General features: G+C 55.1%; 16 protein-coding genes. 8 read left to right on the top strand and 8 right to left on the bottom strand.

Translation table 11 applies throughout. The features are described from left to right. Positions 1-141 precede the first annotated feature (141 nt). Positions 142-684 carry a DUF3251 domain-containing protein gene (locus tag ACRDCA_RS07575; protein WP_438689029.1) on the bottom strand — a complete coding sequence of 181 codons (543 nt, stop codon included), beginning with the start codon at positions 682-684 and terminating at the stop codon, positions 142-144. A gap of 196 nt (positions 685-880) precedes the next feature. Between ACRDCA_RS07575 and nrdR the strand changes: the two genes are divergently transcribed. The 5 genes from nrdR (at position 881) to thiL (ending at position 4,506) form a co-directional block, all read left to right on the top strand. After that, entirely contained in the window at positions 881-1,330 is a 450-nt protein-coding gene (nrdR, locus tag ACRDCA_RS07570; RefSeq protein WP_116728136.1) for a transcriptional regulator NrdR, read from the top strand. 9 nt (positions 1,331-1,339) lie between these two features. After that, a complete protein-coding gene (gene ribD, locus ACRDCA_RS07565; protein WP_438688965.1) occupies positions 1,340-2,446 on the top strand; it encodes a bifunctional diaminohydroxyphosphoribosylaminopyrimidine deaminase/5-amino-6-(5-phosphoribosylamino)uracil reductase RibD in 1,107 nt (368 codons plus the stop codon). Positions 2,447-2,565: 119 nt separating this feature from the next. After that, complete coding sequence (ribH, locus tag ACRDCA_RS07560) at positions 2,566-3,036, top strand: 6,7-dimethyl-8-ribityllumazine synthase (protein WP_021805495.1); 471 nt, start codon at positions 2,566-2,568, stop codon at positions 3,034-3,036. A 21-nt stretch (positions 3,037-3,057) separates the two neighbouring features. After that, positions 3,058-3,474, top strand: a complete 417-nt coding sequence (nusB, locus tag ACRDCA_RS07555; protein WP_025120323.1) for a transcription antitermination factor NusB — start codon at positions 3,058-3,060, stop codon at positions 3,472-3,474. 45 nt (positions 3,475-3,519) lie between these two features. Continuing rightward, positions 3,520-4,506 carry a thiamine-phosphate kinase gene (thiL, locus tag ACRDCA_RS07550; RefSeq protein ID WP_438688964.1) on the top strand — a complete coding sequence of 329 codons (987 nt, stop codon included), beginning with the start codon at positions 3,520-3,522 and terminating at the stop codon, positions 4,504-4,506. A 55-nt stretch (positions 4,507-4,561) separates the two neighbouring features. Here the strand turns inward: thiL and dinQ are convergent, their stop codons facing one another. The 4 genes from dinQ to xseB all read right to left on the bottom strand — a co-directional run bounded on the left by dinQ (position 4,562) and on the right by xseB (position 8,313). After that, positions 4,562-4,645 carry a damage-inducible type I toxin DinQ gene (dinQ, locus tag ACRDCA_RS07545; RefSeq protein WP_438689028.1) on the bottom strand — a complete coding sequence of 28 codons (84 nt, stop codon included), beginning with the start codon at positions 4,643-4,645 and terminating at the stop codon, positions 4,562-4,564. Between the two features lie 612 nt (positions 4,646-5,257). Further along, entirely contained in the window at positions 5,258-7,120 is a 1,863-nt protein-coding gene (gene dxs / locus ACRDCA_RS07540) for a 1-deoxy-D-xylulose-5-phosphate synthase (protein WP_438688963.1), read from the bottom strand. Between the two features lie 21 nt (positions 7,121-7,141). Further along, entirely contained in the window at positions 7,142-8,044 is a 903-nt protein-coding gene (gene ispA / locus ACRDCA_RS07535; RefSeq protein WP_438688962.1) for a (2E,6E)-farnesyl diphosphate synthase, read from the bottom strand. Between the two features lie 5 nt (positions 8,045-8,049). Continuing rightward, positions 8,050-8,313, bottom strand: a complete 264-nt coding sequence (xseB, locus tag ACRDCA_RS07530) for an exodeoxyribonuclease VII small subunit (RefSeq protein ID WP_438688961.1) — start codon at positions 8,311-8,313, stop codon at positions 8,050-8,052. 289 nt (positions 8,314-8,602) lie between these two features. Here xseB and thiI point away from each other — a divergent pair, with 289 nt between their 5' ends. Together thiI and ACRDCA_RS07520 are read left to right on the top strand one after the other, a co-directional pair. Then, positions 8,603-10,051 carry a tRNA uracil 4-sulfurtransferase ThiI gene (gene thiI, locus ACRDCA_RS07525; RefSeq protein ID WP_438688960.1) on the top strand — a complete coding sequence of 483 codons (1,449 nt, stop codon included), beginning with the start codon at positions 8,603-8,605 and terminating at the stop codon, positions 10,049-10,051. A gap of 164 nt (positions 10,052-10,215) precedes the next feature. Further along, complete coding sequence (locus tag ACRDCA_RS07520; RefSeq protein WP_438688959.1) at positions 10,216-11,007, top strand: DUF4198 domain-containing protein; 792 nt, start codon at positions 10,216-10,218, stop codon at positions 11,005-11,007. 40 nt (positions 11,008-11,047) lie between these two features. On the opposite strand, the gene yajL is transcribed toward ACRDCA_RS07520, so the two are convergent. Then, the gene (yajL, locus tag ACRDCA_RS07515) at positions 11,048-11,638 is read right to left on the bottom strand and encodes a protein deglycase YajL (RefSeq protein ID WP_438688958.1); all 591 of its coding nucleotides are present in this window, start codon (positions 11,636-11,638) and stop codon (positions 11,048-11,050) included. After that, positions 11,601-12,512, bottom strand: a complete 912-nt coding sequence (gene panE / locus ACRDCA_RS07510; RefSeq protein ID WP_438688957.1) for a 2-dehydropantoate 2-reductase — start codon at positions 12,510-12,512, stop codon at positions 11,601-11,603. Before panE ends, yajL begins: the two co-directional genes overlap by 38 nt. Positions 12,513-12,682: 170 nt before the next feature. Between panE and ACRDCA_RS07505 the strand changes: the two genes are divergently transcribed. Then, positions 12,683-13,174 (top strand): YajQ family cyclic di-GMP-binding protein, encoded by a 492-nt coding sequence (locus ACRDCA_RS07505; RefSeq protein ID WP_025120334.1) that lies wholly within the window; start codon positions 12,683-12,685, stop codon positions 13,172-13,174. A gap of 145 nt (positions 13,175-13,319) precedes the next feature. On the opposite strand, the gene ACRDCA_RS07500 is transcribed toward ACRDCA_RS07505, so the two are convergent. Further along, positions 13,320-14,684, bottom strand: coding sequence for an MFS transporter (locus tag ACRDCA_RS07500; RefSeq protein ID WP_438688956.1), 1,365 nt, complete (start codon positions 14,682-14,684; stop codon positions 13,320-13,322). Positions 14,685-14,859 lie beyond the last annotated feature (175 nt).

The following is a 14,859-nucleotide window of genomic DNA, read 5'->3' as shown; positions in this document are numbered from 1 at the left end:
ATGCAGAACGCCGACACGCCGTAAATCCGTCCATGGAGGCTCGTATCGCGCGTCCATGCGCTCAACGGTCGGCTAACCTGCATGCTCCCCACCTGTTTCAGGCTTGGGGAGTAGCGGTATTAAATACGGTTATTTGCTGTATCAATGCCGAGTGAGTGGTTCAACGCTGTGCACACGGATATAGCCCAGTTGTGCTGGCGTTACGCCACTCAGACGCAGTTCAAAGATCTGTTCGGTTTTTGGCAGCAGTGAACTGGCGCTCTGGATCTGTTGTGACTGCGCCTGCGCCGTCAACGGCATACCGGTTGCGGGATCCAACTGGCCCCACTCCAGCGTAGCGGTAAAGCCGGGCAGATATTGGCCGGACAGCGTACGCACATACAACGTCGCCTGGCTGCCGTTGGCCTCGCTCTTCACATAGTTAAGGGACAGGCTCAGCTCACCCACGCTGCTTTGCAATCTGGCCGCGTTATTGGCGGCGGGCAGCAGATAGACGCCGCTGGTCGAGCTTTGGTTAAGCCGGTTTTGGCGCTCCAGAGCGGTAGCCTGCTCGGTCAATTCCCCCAGCACCTGTTTCAACTCAACGACCTGGTTGGTGAGCTTCGGCACTTCGCGGTTTTGCGCACAACCGGCCAACAGGATCATGGCGGCAAGCAGGCAAACCTGACGATAACGGATTGTCATAGCGGCAATTTCCTCTTCAATAACACTGGTTACCAGCTTAGCCCGATCGTTGGCCAAAGTCATGCCCAGCACCCGTTATGGCTGTTTTATTGCACAATCATGGACGCAATTCGCAACAAATGCCCGGCGGTCTTTGTTGTGGCGGTAGTTCGGGGTAAACTGTACTCAACTATAAAAACGCTTATCAGGACGAGTTATGCATTGCCCTTTCTGCGCTGCCGTTGATACCAAAGTGATTGATTCCCGCCTGGTGGGTGATGGATCGCAGGTGCGCCGTCGTCGCCAATGTCTGGTCTGTAATGAACGTTTTACCACGTTTGAAGTGGCCGAACTGGTTATGCCGCGGGTCGTCAAAAGTGATGAAGTCCGCGAACCGTTCAACGAAGATAAACTGCGCCGTGGCATGCTGAAAGCGCTGGAAAAGCGCCCGGTCAGTTCCGACGACGTGGAAAACGCCATCAACCATATCAAATCCCAGCTGCGGGCGACCGGCGAGCGTGAAGTGCCCACCAAAATGGTCGGCAACCTGGTGATGGATGCCTTGAAGAAGCTGGATAAGGTCGCTTATATCCGTTTTGCTTCGGTATATCGCAGTTTTGAAGACATTCGCGAGTTCGGCGAAGAGATCGCCAAACTGCAGGATTAACGGGAACGCATGCAAAACGACGAATTCTATATGGCGCGCGCCTTTGAGCTGGCGCGTCTGGGGCGCTTTACCACCACGCCGAATCCCAACGTGGGCTGCGTTATCGTGCGCGATGGCAACATCGTGGGCGAAGGCTTCCATTTGCGGGCCGGTGAGCCTCATGCGGAAGTTCATGCTCTGCGTATGGCGGGGGAAAAGGCGCGTGGAGCCACGGCCTATGTCACGCTTGAACCTTGTAGCCATCATGGCCGCACGCCTCCTTGTGCTGACGCGTTGATCGAGGCTGGAGTCAGCCGCGTGGTTGCCGCTATGCAAGATCCCAACCCGCAGGTTGCCGGGCGTGGGCTCTACAAGCTGCAACAGGCGGGTATCGACGTGCGCCACGGCGTGATGCTGGCAGAAGCGGAAGCAGTTAATCTGGGGTTCCTCAAGCGTATGCGCACCGGTTTTCCCTATGTGCAGCTCAAGCTGGGGGCTTCACTGGATGGCCGCACGGCGATGGCCTCTGGGGAAAGCCAGTGGATCACCTCACCGCAGGCACGACGGGATGTGCAGGAGTTGCGAGCGGCCAGCTCGGCAATCCTCAGCACCAGCGCTACCGTGTTGGCAGACGATCCTGCGCTGACGGTGCGTTGGGATGAACTGAGCAGTGAAACCCAGCAGATCTACCCGCGTGACAGCCTACGCCAGCCATTGCGGATTATTTTAGACAGCCAGAACCGGGTGACGCCGCAGCACCGGGTGGTGCAGCAGCCGGGTATGACCTGGTTGGCACGCCAGCAGCCAGACGATCGGGTTTGGCCAACTGGTGTCGAGCAATTATCCTTCCCGCTGCACGGCGGCGGTATCGATCTGGTGGTGATGATGATGCAACTGGCCAAGCGCCAGGTGAACAGCATCTGGGTCGAGGCTGGTGCACAGCTTGCCGGAGCGCTGTTGCGTGCCGGGCTGGTGGATGAGCTCATTGTGTACATCGCGCCTAAATTATTAGGTGATAATGCCCGTGGCCTGTGCCAGTTGCCAGGTTTGACGCAATTGGCCGATGCGCCTGAGTTGGTCTTTAGCGAGGTGCGCCAGATTGGCCCCGATCTGCGCCTGCGGTTAACCGCCAAATAGAGAATGTAACCTTTGCCTGCCGGTGCGGCCGCGTTTTACAAAAGCGCCGCGCAGGCGGGCAAAGAATATGATAGAATCCGCCCCCCTGCGGGGTATGAACCCATTTTTAAGGAAAGCCCATGAAAGTTATCGAAGGTGTTGTTGCTACTCCTAATGCCCGTGTGGCGATCGCAATTGCACGTTTTAACAATTTCATCAACGACAGCCTGCTGCAAGGTGCCATTGATGCACTCAAGCGTATCGGCCAGGTTGCTGATGACAACATCACCGTTGTTTGGGTCCCAGGCGCTTACGAGCTGCCATTAACCGCACGCGTGCTGGCTAACACCGGCAAATATGATGCGGTAATTGCGCTGGGTACGGTGATCCGTGGGGGCACCGCGCACTTCGAATATGTGGCGGGCGAAGCCAGCTCCGGTCTGGGTCAAGTCTCTATGAACACCGAGATCCCGGTTGCCTTTGGCGTGCTGACCACCGAGAGCATCGAACAAGCGATCGAGCGTGCCGGCACCAAAGCGGGCAACAAAGGCGCAGAAGCCGCCCTGACCGCACTTGAAATGATTAATGTAATCAAAGCTATTAAAGCCTGAATTTAGTTTAAGGGGAATTCCGTGAAACCTGCTGCTCGTCGTCGCGCTCGTGAGTGCGCTGTTCAAGCGATTTATTCTTGGCAGTTGTCTAAAAATGACATTGCCGATGTTGAACACCAGTTCCTGACGGAGCAGGATGTCAAAGATGTTGACGTCGCCTATTTTCGTGAGCTGCTGTCCGGTGTGGCAGTCAACGCAGGTATGCTGGATGGCCTGATGGCCCCCTTCCTGTCGCGCCAGCTCGAAGAATTGGGCCAGGTGGAAAGAGCCGTGCTGCGTATTGCGCTGTTCGAGCTGAAAATGCGTGAGGATGTCCCTTACAAAGTGGCCATCAACGAAGCGATCGAACTGGCGAAAACCTTCGGCGCGGAAGATAGCCACAAGTTTGTGAATGGCGTGCTGGATAAAGCAGCCCCCAGCATCCGTAAGAAAAAATAAAATATAAGGCCGGGAAACCGGCCTTACTTCTTTGGAAGACAAACCATGGCATGTGGCGAATTTGATCTCATTGCCCGCTATTTTGACCGGTTCAAAAGTGTGCGCCGGGACGTACAGCTGGGCATTGGTGATGACTGCGCACTGCTTGCAGTGCCGGAAAAACAGCTTTTAGCCATCAGTACCGATACCCTGGTTTCGGGTATTCACTTCCTGGCGGATATCGATCCCGCCGATCTCGGCTATAAAGCCCTGGCGGTTAACCTGAGCGACCTGGCGGCAATGGGCGCCGATCCTGCGTGGCTTTCACTGGCGTTGACGCTACCGGAAGTCAACGAAGAATGGCTCAAGGCGTTCAGCGATAGCCTGTTCGAACAGATGAATTACTACGGCATGCAGCTGATAGGCGGCGACACTACCCGTGGCCCGCTGAGCATGACGTTGACGATCCACGGTCTTATTCCGGCCGGGCGGGCTTTAACCCGCAGCGGTGCACGCATTGGCGACTGGATTTACGTGACCGGTACGCTGGGCGACAGCGCAGCCGGATTGGCCATCCTGCAAGATCGTTTGCAAGTGTCTGATCAAGTGTCCCGGGACTATTTGCTGGCGCGCCATCTGCGTCCGCAGCCGCGTGTGCTGCAAGGCCAGGCGCTGCGTGACTTGGCCAGCTCGGCGATCGATCTCTCCGACGGCCTGATTTCAGACCTGCAACACGTGCTGAAAGCCTCCGAGTGCGGTGCCCGTATCGAGCTGGATGAACTGCCAATGTCGCAGACGCTGACCAGCAATACCGATGCCGAACAGGCGCTGCGTTGGGCATTGACCGGCGGGGAAGATTACGAACTGTGCTTTACGGTGCCTGAGATCAATCGGGGCGCGCTGGAAGTGGCGTTAAGCCATTTAGGTGCGGACTACACCTGTATTGGCCAGATCGGCCCGCAGTCTGAAGGGATGAAGTTCTATCGCGATCAGCAAGAGGTTGAACTGCCGTGGAGCGGTTACGATCACTTTGGCGCGGCTCAAGAGTCTTAAGATATTAAAGGTCGGAGGCGGCAAACCCCCGACCTTAGCTACGTTTCCACCGTCATCAATCGATGAGCCGGCGGATCAGTTCCAGCAGCGCAACCAGCGCTTTAAGAACGATGAGAACTTTATCAAGCAAAGTTTTCATCCGTTTCTCCATCAAGTGGAGTGAGAACGCCGCTGTTTACCCATACGCTGCCTGTCACAACGGTTTATCTCTATTGTTAGTAAGAGATGGCTCTACTCCGGCCAGAGCACTGAAATCAGCACCACCTGTATTTCAGCCAGGACTTGAAGACGTCTATCCCACGCTGCGGAAGGCCAGAGTTCAACTATCACTATGACTAACCTCCTGATTATATCGGAGAGGTGAGTAAAAAACGAGCGCCAAATTGTACAAATTTGCACCTCTCAATCTTTTGTCTTAGACTGGTCCCGTGTTAGTTAGGGATAGTTCTACCCCGGCCAGAGTTATCGGTCAAAACGCAAAAAACCGACCTCACCAGTCGTTTTTTTTGCGTTTTGGCTCTGCTTTGCTTTGGTTACATGAAGCGGAAACGGCGGTGCTGTACAAATTTGCTCCGGTCAACCTTTTGTCTTATACTGAGACTGTTAGTAAGAGATGGCTCTACCCCGGCCAGAGTTATCGGCCAAAATGCAAAAACCCGACCTCACCAGTCGGGTTTTTGCATTTTTTGATGGGTGTGGCGTTGGAGAGTGGGATTGATAAGGGCGCCCAATGTGAACGCCCTTAGCTAGTTTATGCCAACCAAGTTTCGATCTGGCGTTGAATACCGGCAGCATCCAGGCCCAGATCGCTGCGGATCTCTTCCTGGCCGCCCTGTGGAATAAAGTAATCCGGCAGGCCAATATTCAGTACCGGAACCACACGACGTTTAGCCATCAGCAGTTCGTTAACCCCGCTGCCAGCTCCGCCCATGATGGCGTTTTCTTCCAGCGTCACCAGCACTTCGTGGCTGGCGGCCATTTCCAGCACCAGCTGTTCGTCCAGCGGTTTGACAAAGCGCATGTCCACCAGCGTGGCATTCATCGCTTCGGCAACCTGAGCGGCTTCCGCCAGCAGGGTACCAAAGTTGAGGATAGCGATTTTTTCCCCTTCGCGGCGCACGATGCCTTTACCTAGCGGCAATGCGGCCAAAGGCTCCAGCGTTGCACCCGTACCGTTACCCCGTGGGTAGCGTACCGCCGTTGGGCCATCGTTATGGTGGTAACCGGTATACAGCATCTGGCGGCATTCATTTTCATCGCTTGGCGTCATGATCACCATGTTGGGGATACAGCGCAGGAATGAAATATCGAATGCGCCCTGGTGAGTCTGGCCGTCGGCCCCGACAATGCCGCCGCGATCGATGGCAAACATGACTGGCAGGTTCTGGATCGCCACGTCGTGGATCACCTGATCGTAGGCGCGCTGCAAGAAGGTGGAGTAGATTGCGACCACCGGCTTGTAACCGCCAATCGCCAACCCGGCGGCGAAAGTGACCGCATGCTGTTCGGCGATCGCCACATCGAAATATTGCTGCGGATAGTCGCGTGAGAACTGCACCATACCGGAGCCTTCGCGCATGGCCGGAGTGATCGCCATCAACTGGCTGTCTTTGGCCGCCGTTTCACACAGCCATTCACCAAAGATCTTGGAATAGGTTGGCAGGCCACCAGCGCTTTTGGGCAGGGTGCCGCTGGCCGGATCAAATTTCGGTACCGCGTGGAAGCTGATCGGATCCTTTTCTGCCGGTGCATAGCCACGGCCTTTCTTGGTCATGATGTGCAGCAACTGCGGGCCTTTCAGGTCACGCATGTTTTTTAACGTGGCGGCCAATGCCTGCACGTCGTGCCCGTCTACCGGGCCAATGTAGTTAAAGCCCAGCTCTTCAAACAGCGTGCCAGGCACCACCATGCCTTTGAGATGTTCTTCGGTACGCTTGATCAGCTCTTTGATTGGCGGCAGGCCGGAGAGCACTTTCTTACCGCCTTCACGCAGCGTGGAGTAGAGCTTGCCAGACAGCAGTTGTGCCAGATGATTATTTAACGCCCCAACATTTTCGGAGATCGACATTTCGTTATCATTCAGCACCACCAGCATATCCGGGGTGATGTCGCCTGCGTGGTTCATGGCTTCAAACGCCATGCCAGCGGTGATGGCACCATCGCCAATCACGCAGACGGTGCGGCGGTTTTTACCCTCACGTGCGGCGGCCACGGCCATACCCAGACCGGCGCTGATCGAGGTTGAAGAGTGGCCAACGGACAACACGTCATATTCACTTTCGGCACGCCACGGGAATGGATGCAGACCGTTTTTCTGGCGAATGGTCGAGATGCGGTCACGGCGACCGGTGAGGATCTTGTGTGGATAAGCCTGATGGCCCACGTCCCAAACCAGGTGATCGAAAGGGGTGTTGTAGACGTAATGCAGAGCCACCGTCAGCTCGACGGTACCCAGCCCAGACGCAAAGTGGCCGCTGGAACGGCTGACGCTGTCCAGCAGGTATTGCCGCAGTTCATCACACAACTTCGGCAGGCTTTCTTTTGGCAATGAACGGAGCTCTTCCGGGTTTTCCGCTAGGGCCAAGGTCGGGTATTTGGCTATATCAAGACTCATTCAGTACTCATATCAGAGGAGTTAATTGTCGCGTTCAATAATGAAGTTGGCCAACGCACGTAATGGCGCGGTGTTATAAGATTGTGTGGCCAACGATTCTAATGCTGCCAAGGCTTCCTGATAAAGATCCCACGCTTTTAACTTGGCGCTGTCAAGCCCAAGCAGCGCCGGGTAGGTACTCTTGCCAAGTTGCTGGTCGGAACCTTGGCGTTTACCGATTTTTTCGGTTTCGCCCACGACGTCAAGAATGTCGTCCTGTACCTGAAACGCCAGGCCAATGGCCGCGGCGTAACGGTCAAGTTCAGGTAACGCAGCACGTCCCGGCTCACCGGCGGCCAATGCCCCCAGGCGCACCGCAGCACGGATCAGCGCGCCGGTTTTATGGCGATGGATCTGCTCTAACGCTTGCAGATCGATCTGCTTGCCTTCGGCTTCCAGATCCAAAGATTGGCCGCCGCACATACCGGCAACGCCGCTGGCTTTGGCCAGTTCGGAAATCATTGCCAGCCGATCGCGCAGCGCGACGTCGGGCATCTCGGCATCGGCCAGGATTGAGAAAGCCAGCGTTTGCAAAGCATCGCCCGCCAGAATGGCGTTGGCTTCACCAAATTTGATATGGCAGGTGGGTTGGCCACGGCGCAGGTCGTCGTCATCCATCGCTGGCAGATCGTCATGGATCAGCGAATAGGCATGGATGCACTCCACTGCGGCCGCAGGGGCATCCAGATTCTCCAGGCTCAGGCCAAACATCTGTCCGGTGGCATAAACCAGAAAAGGCCGTAGCCGTTTACCGCCCAGTAAGGCGCCGTGACGCATCGCCGAAACCATTTTTCCATCATTGAACGGCAGCGGAGCGATGTAACCAAGCAGTGCGCGATCGCTGCGCTGATGGAAGGCCTGTAACTGATCGTGGAACTCAGACATCGTAATTACTCAGCGTCCGGGGTAAAAGGGGCCAGTGCAGCATCGTCGTTTTGGTCGTTGAGCAGGATCTGTACGCGCTGCTCCGCCTGTTGCAGTTTTTGTTGGCCTTGGCGCGCCAACTGAACGCCGCGTTCAAACTCATTAAGCGCATCTTCCAGCGGTAATTCACCGGATTCCAGACGGGTCACGATACTCTCAAGTTCACTCAGAGAGTTCTCAAAGCTGATGCTTTGCTCTTTATTGTCTGATTGTGCAGGTTTTTTCGCCATAATTTTCTTTTTACATCATCATGTGAACAGGGGTACCAGAGCCTATCCTAGCGGATCTTGATTAGCAAATCATGGCACGTCTATGTGGTTTTGTGCACGGCGCACGGGCAGATAGTGATATACTTCGCGCCCAGATAAGATTGATAAAAGCCCGGTCAGCCCGCGATTTTATCAATCTTATCGCCATTGTATACCTAATAGCCTTGCAGTGGCAGCTAGCCGCCGCCGCTGGAAAGACTGAGGTATTGGTTTTTTACCCCGTAATTCTCATCAGACTATAAAGACCGCCATGAAGTTTATCATTAAATTGTTCCCGGAAATCACCATCAAGAGTCAATCTGTGCGCTTGCGCTTCATTAAGATCCTGACTACCAACATCCGCAACGTTCTGAAGCAGTATGATGAAACTCTGGCGGTTGTCCGTCATTGGGATTTTATCGAGGTGCGCGCCAAAGACGAGAACCAGCGCCCGGTGATTGCCGATGCCTTGACGCGTATTCCTGGCATTCACCATATCCTGGAAGTGGAAGACCGCGCTTATACCGATGTCCACCATATCTTTGAGCAGACGCTGGAGACCTACCGCGAGCAGCTGGAAGGCAAGACCTTCTGTGTGCGGGTGAAACGTCGTGGCAAGCATGAGTTCAGTTCGCAGGATGTGGAACGTTACGTCGGTGGTGGTTTGAACCAGCATATCGAAAGTGCGCGCGTGAAGCTTTCACACCCGCAGGTTACGGTGAATCTGGAAATCGAAGACGACAAATTGATGTTGGTCAAGGCGCGCCGCGAAGGGATTGGCGGCTATCCAATCGGCACGCAGGAAGACGTGTTGTCACTGATTTCCGGCGGATTTGATTCTGGCGTTTCCAGCTATATGCTGATGCGCCGTGGCTGTCGCGTACACTACTGCTTCTTTAATCTGGGTGGTGCGGCGCACGAAATTGGCGTTAAACAGGTTGCCTATTATCTGTGGAACCGCTTCGGTAGCTCACACAAAGTGCGTTTTATTGCCATCGACTTTGAGCCGGTGGTCGGTGAGATCCTGGAAAAGGTCGACGACGGCCAGATGGGCGTGGTGCTCAAGCGCATGATGGTACGTGCCGCTTCCCAGGTCGCTGAACGTTATGGCGTGCAGGCGTTGGTGACCGGCGAAGCGCTGGGCCAGGTTTCGAGCCAGACCCTGACCAACCTGCGTCTGATCGATAACGCCTCCGATACCCTGATCCTGCGCCCGCTGATCTCGCACGATAAAGAGCACATCATCAACGTGGCGCGTGAAATCGGCACCGAAGATTTTGCCAAGACCATGCCGGAGTATTGCGGTGTGATCTCGAAAAGCCCGACGGTAAAAGCCATCAAGGCCAGGATTGAAGAGGAAGAAGGGCATTTTGACTTCGAGATCCTCGATCGCGTGGTGCGCGAAGCGCGTAACGTCGATATCCGCACCATTGCAGAAGAAGCACGCCAGCAGGTCGCGGAAGTAGAAACCGTGGCTGAATTCAGCGCTGACGAAGTGATCCTGGATATCCGCTCGGTGGATGAGCAGGAAGAGAAGCCGCTGCAACTGTCGCAGGTAGAAGTTAAACCGCTGCCGTTCTACAAGTTAGGCACCCAGTTTGCCGATCTCGATCAGAGCAAAACCTATCTGCTGTACTGTGACCGTGGCGTGATGAGCCGGTTACAAGCGCTGTACCTGCTGGAGCAGGGCTACGCCAACGTCAAAGTATACCGCCCGTAATCTGCTTTAAGGGTAGCAATGCCGCTGCTGTGGTGTTGCTACTCTTACCCCTTCTGTTTGATCCTCTTTTTACCCTTTCCCTACGAATAACTTTGACATATCGGCTTACTGTGGTTTATTTATTGTTACGTTATAACATTTCATAAATCAAAAGGAGCACGTTCATGCAGTTAAAACCGTTGGCGGTAATCCTACCCTGGTTGTTTATCAGCCCGTTACAGGCCCATTCTTTGTGGGTTAATGCACTTCCCGCTGCGGGTGGGCAGAGCACGATTGAGCTTGGCTATGGCGATGAATTCCCCACCGCAGAAACGATCCCTGAAGAACGCCTGCACATTTTCCAGCCGGCACAGCTGATTGGAGAGAGTGGGGATCTGGTGCTGAAGCCGGGTAAAGAGAATTACCAGTTCGTGACGGAAAAGCCGTTGGCCAAAGGCAGCTATGCCGCTATCGCTATCTATAAACCTACCTATTGGTCGAAAAATAAAGCGGGATGGCAACAGCAGAGCAGGACGGAAATGCCCGACGCGCTCTACTGTGAGCGGGCCTCCATGTTCGGCAAAACCGTAGTGAATATTGATGGGGCGACGGAGACAGCGGTCATCAGCCAGCCGCAGGGGTTTCAGCTGGAAATTATCCCCCTGGCCAACCCGGCAACCATCAAGCCAGGGCAGCCGCTGCCAATACAGGTCTTATATGACGGTAAACCGCTAAAGAATGCCGATGTGACGGCAACGTTTGCCGGTTTTGGTGACCAACATGAGCACCACGGGCATACCCATAGCCATGCCAAAGCCTTTTTGAATCAGACCGACGGCAAGGGCAGAGTTAACGTTTATCCGTTGAAGGCGGGATATTGGGTGGTCGAAACCGAACACAAACTGCCTTATGCGGATAAGGCGAAATGCGATGAGTCCGTATTGCTGTCAACGCTGACCTTTACTATCAGCGAATAGCACATTTGTTCGGCAGGCCAAATGGCCTGCCGGAACAACTTCAATCGCGGAAGTCGTACATGCCGGGAATGAGCACCAGTTGCGCCGCTATCTCCGCCGCCTTGGCTTTCCCCAACAGCAAATCGATTAACTTCAGGGCAAACTCCATTGAGGTGCCAGGACCCTGACTGGTGAGCAGGTTGACGCGCGGATCGAACACCACGCGTCTTTCTATCCACTGGCCTTCAGGGATCTGCTCTTTCAGGCCGGGGAAGCCGGTCATATTGCCGATGGGGAACAGCTTGTGATGCTGTAATACCAGGGCCGGCGCCGCACAGATGGCGGCCACAATGTTGCCCTGCAGATGCATCTGGCGGACTTTTTCTACCAATAGCGGGCTATCGCGAAAGCACTCTGCGCCTTTGATACCGCCCGGTAAAACGATGGCATCAAAATGCTCGTCAACAATCGCCACCAGAGGGGCGTCTGCCAGCAGCTTCACGCCACGTGAGCAGACAATGGTCAAATCGCCGTCACTGGCTACGCTGGCGGTCGTGACTTTGACTCCGGCACGTACCAGCAGGTCGATGGCAGTAACTGCTTCGGTTTCTTCACTACCAGGTGCCAGGCAGACCAACGCCGTTGCGCTCATAGCTATTTTCCTTGCGTTTAATGATTTCAAACAGCCGGGTATTTTCAGGCAGGGGGATGCCGTGGCTGCGTCCGCGACGCAGCAAATAGCCGGTAATGTAGTCGATTTCGGTGTGCCGTTGGGCACGGATATCCTGCAACATCGAGGAGGTGTTGTCCGCCGTCGACTGGATCACCTGCATCACATAGAACATCAGGCTTTCGCACGAGGTGTGGTGACCTTCCATCTCCATCACGCTGGCGACTTCACGGCAGATAAGCTCTATCTGTTCTGGATAGCGTTGCAGGTCGCCATTACGGCAGTCATACAGCGCCGTCAGCGGATTGATGACGCAGTTGACCGCCAGCTTGCGCCAACTGGCCGAAGCGATATTGTTATGCCAGGCAACGTCTGGCAGGGCCTGATGCAGTATCTCTGCCAGATGGCTCAGATGGGTGGCTTGCTGGGTCGTTGGGCCGATATGGGTGGTGCCATTGGCGACGTGTACAATGGTGTTGCCATCATGGCGTGCGGCATGCGTGGTGATGCCCTGCAGCACTGGCTGGCTGTGCGGCGGCAACTCTTCTTGAGTCCCAATGCCGTTATGTAACAGCAAAATGGCGCAGCGAGGGTTTAATTTGGGCAGCAATGCTGTCACCGCGCCAGAAACCTGCCAGGCTTTCAGCGTGACCAGCAGCAACTCGCTGCTGCGCAGGTGTTCGGGATCGTTGGTGGGCAAATTACGGTTAAACGATGTGCCGTCGGGTTCAATGACGTTGACCGCACAAAATGGTTGGGGCACCCGCAACCATCCCTGTACATCGTGGCCCTGCTGATATAGCTTGGCAAGCCACAGTTGTCCGAGCGCACCGCAACCAAGAATGGTTATTTTCATTTCATCTCCCTGGTGTCCGGTAAGACCACTGATGGATCCTTTTGATTATAGGCTTTTCTGTGGTTGAACGTCTTGTTCAAGCGCATATCTGAATTTTGCCTGACACCGCAAAGCGGGTATTATGCACGGCATCGAAAATCATAGAGCACCCATTCAGGAGGAAGAGAAGTATGCCATCTTTCGACATCGTTTCCGAAATTGATATGCAGGAAGTTCGTAACGCCGTTGAGAACGCCACCCGCGATCTCAGTACCCGTTGGGATTTCCGTAACGTCCCGGCCAGCTTTGAGCTGAACGAGAAAGACGAAAGCATTAAGGTCGCCAGCGAGTCTGACTTCCAGGTACAGCAACTGCTGGATATCCTGCGTGAAAAACTGATGAAGCGCAGCATTGACGGCGGCGCGCTGGAGATCCCGGAAGAGCTGACCCACAGTGGGAAAACCTACAGCGTGGATGCCAAGCTTAAAAAAGGGATCGAAAGCTCAGTGGCGAAGAAGATCGTCAAGCTGATCAAAGACAGCAAGCTGAAGGTACAGGCGCAGATCCAGGGGGATGAAATCCGCGTTACCGGTAAGGCTCGCGACGATCTGCAAGGCGTGATGGCACTGATCCGTGGTGCCGATCTGGGGCAGCCGTTCCAGTTTAAAAACTTCCGCGATTAAGTTTTATAGCCCCTCTCCCACCGGGAGAGGGGACCGCCCGTGCCACAAGTTTAATTCCGCTTTCAACCTCAACACCGTACCAGCTCCCTCGCCCTTTGGGAGAGGGTTGGGGTGAGGGGGAACATCAGACGATAAAGCCAAATCTTTATAGCGCAGCGATCAGGGCTTCCAGCTCACCGCGATTGGTCTGTTTGGTATCCACCTTCACGTAGGCGCTGCGCTCCTCGGGCACCACAATCGCTTCTGCAACACCCGGCTGAGCCAACAAGCGGCTTTGCAACGCCGAATCTTTTACCGCCAGTTCAGACAAGGTAATCCGCAGGCTGCTGACGTATGGCGGCTCTTTCATGGTGCTGCTGACCACAAACCAGACTGCGGCAAGCACGGCACCGGCGATGAACACCAATCCTGCTCCCTGTAACCCATACAACCAACCGCCCACGCTGCCGCCGATAGCCACGCCAATAAACTGGCTGGTGGAGTAAACGCCCATCGCGGTGCCTTTATAGCCCGCTGGTGACTCTTTGCTGATCAGCGAGGGCAGAATGGCTTCCATGACGTTAAACGCCATAAAGAACAGTTGTACCCCGGCAATGATGCCCCACAGATGCTGGCCAGAGAACCACAGCACCACCTCGGCACAAAACAGTATCGCCACGCAGCCCATAAAGACCTGTTTCATGCGGCGGTATTTTTCCGCATAAATGATGAAGGGCACCACGGCAACGAAGGACACCAGCATGGTGACCAGATAGACTTTCCAGTGATCCGCCGCGGCCAATCCGGCCTTTTCCATCGCCAGCGGCAGGGCGACGAAGCTGGACATCAGCAAGACATGCAGGCACAGGATGCCAAAGTTGAGTTTCAACAACCGCGAATTGTTCAGCACCTTGCTGAAACTACCCCGTACGATACTCGACTCTCGGTTCAGTACGTGTTGGTCGGCGGAAGGGACGACCAGCAAGGTAATGGCGATACCGGCGAGTGACAGCACGGCAATCATCCAGAACAACGCATGCAGGCCGAAGGCATGAGTGACAATGGGCCCCACCACCATGGCGATAGCAAAGGTGATGCCGAAGCTGACGCCGATAAACGCCATTGCCTTGGTACGGTTCTGTTCGCGGGTTAAATCCGACAGCAGTGCCATGACCGCAGCGGCGATTGCCCCGGACCCCTGCAACGCCCGGCCAAGTATGATGCCCCAGATAGAGTCGCTCAAGGCCGCGATCACGCTGCCCAGGGCGAAGATTAACAGCCCACCGACGATCAGCGGCTTACGGCCAACGCGGTCGGATATCAGGCCGAAGGGGATCTGGAATACCGCCTGTGCCAGGCCATAAATACCGATAGCCAGGCCAATCAGCGCCTCGCTGGCACCGTGTAGCGCCATGCCATAGGTGGTCAGTACCGGTAATACCATAAACATGCCGAGCATGCGCAGAGAGAAAACGGTACCCAAGCCCCAGGTCGCGCGACGTTCTTGGGGCGTCATTATATTGTCGTTCATGTAGACCTCGATAGAACCTATTCCAACGGGTTAAGCGGGGGGGACTTAGCCAGTTGGAATAGCCTCGGCAAAGCTGCGTCATTCTAGTGTGTAGGGCAGGGGGGGTAAATCGAATGTTGTTTAACAGATATTACAGTTGGCGTGATTTTCTGCGCAACAAAATAAAATGGGCCGC

The sequence above is a fragment of the Serratia sp. (in: enterobacteria) genome, from assembly GCF_051654945.1.
In the GTDB taxonomy this organism is placed as follows: domain Bacteria; phylum Pseudomonadota; class Gammaproteobacteria; order Enterobacterales; family Enterobacteriaceae; genus Chania.
This window is presented reverse-complemented; position numbering and strand designations above follow the sequence as displayed.

Excerpts from the sequence above, each read along its gene's own strand:
- dinQ (WP_438689028.1), bottom strand. The coding sequence starts at position 4,645 with ATGAAAACTTTGCTTGATAAAGTTCTCATCGTTCTTAAAGCGCTGGTT.
- ACRDCA_RS07575 (WP_438689029.1), bottom strand. The coding sequence starts at position 684 with ATGACAATCCGTTATCGTCAGGTTTGCCTGCTTGCCGCCATGATCCTG.
- dxs (WP_438688963.1), bottom strand. The coding sequence starts at position 7,120 with ATGAGTCTTGATATAGCCAAATACCCGACCTTGGCCCTAGCGGAAAAC.
- panE (WP_438688957.1), bottom strand. The coding sequence starts at position 12,512 with ATGAAAATAACCATTCTTGGTTGCGGTGCGCTCGGACAACTGTGGCTT.
- thiI (WP_438688960.1), top strand. The coding sequence starts at position 8,603 with ATGAAGTTTATCATTAAATTGTTCCCGGAAATCACCATCAAGAGTCAA.
- ACRDCA_RS07505 (WP_025120334.1), top strand. The coding sequence starts at position 12,683 with ATGCCATCTTTCGACATCGTTTCCGAAATTGATATGCAGGAAGTTCGT.
- ribH (WP_021805495.1), top strand. The coding sequence starts at position 2,566 with ATGAAAGTTATCGAAGGTGTTGTTGCTACTCCTAATGCCCGTGTGGCG.
- nrdR (WP_116728136.1), top strand. The coding sequence starts at position 881 with ATGCATTGCCCTTTCTGCGCTGCCGTTGATACCAAAGTGATTGATTCC.
- ACRDCA_RS07520 (WP_438688959.1), top strand. The coding sequence starts at position 10,216 with ATGCAGTTAAAACCGTTGGCGGTAATCCTACCCTGGTTGTTTATCAGC.
- yajL (WP_438688958.1), bottom strand. The coding sequence starts at position 11,638 with ATGAGCGCAACGGCGTTGGTCTGCCTGGCACCTGGTAGTGAAGAAACC.
- xseB (WP_438688961.1), bottom strand. The coding sequence starts at position 8,313 with ATGGCGAAAAAACCTGCACAATCAGACAATAAAGAGCAAAGCATCAGC.
- thiL (WP_438688964.1), top strand. The coding sequence starts at position 3,520 with ATGGCATGTGGCGAATTTGATCTCATTGCCCGCTATTTTGACCGGTTC.
- ACRDCA_RS07500 (WP_438688956.1), bottom strand. The coding sequence starts at position 14,684 with ATGAACGACAATATAATGACGCCCCAAGAACGTCGCGCGACCTGGGGC.
- ispA (WP_438688962.1), bottom strand. The coding sequence starts at position 8,044 with ATGTCTGAGTTCCACGATCAGTTACAGGCCTTCCATCAGCGCAGCGAT.
- ribD (WP_438688965.1), top strand. The coding sequence starts at position 1,340 with ATGCAAAACGACGAATTCTATATGGCGCGCGCCTTTGAGCTGGCGCGT.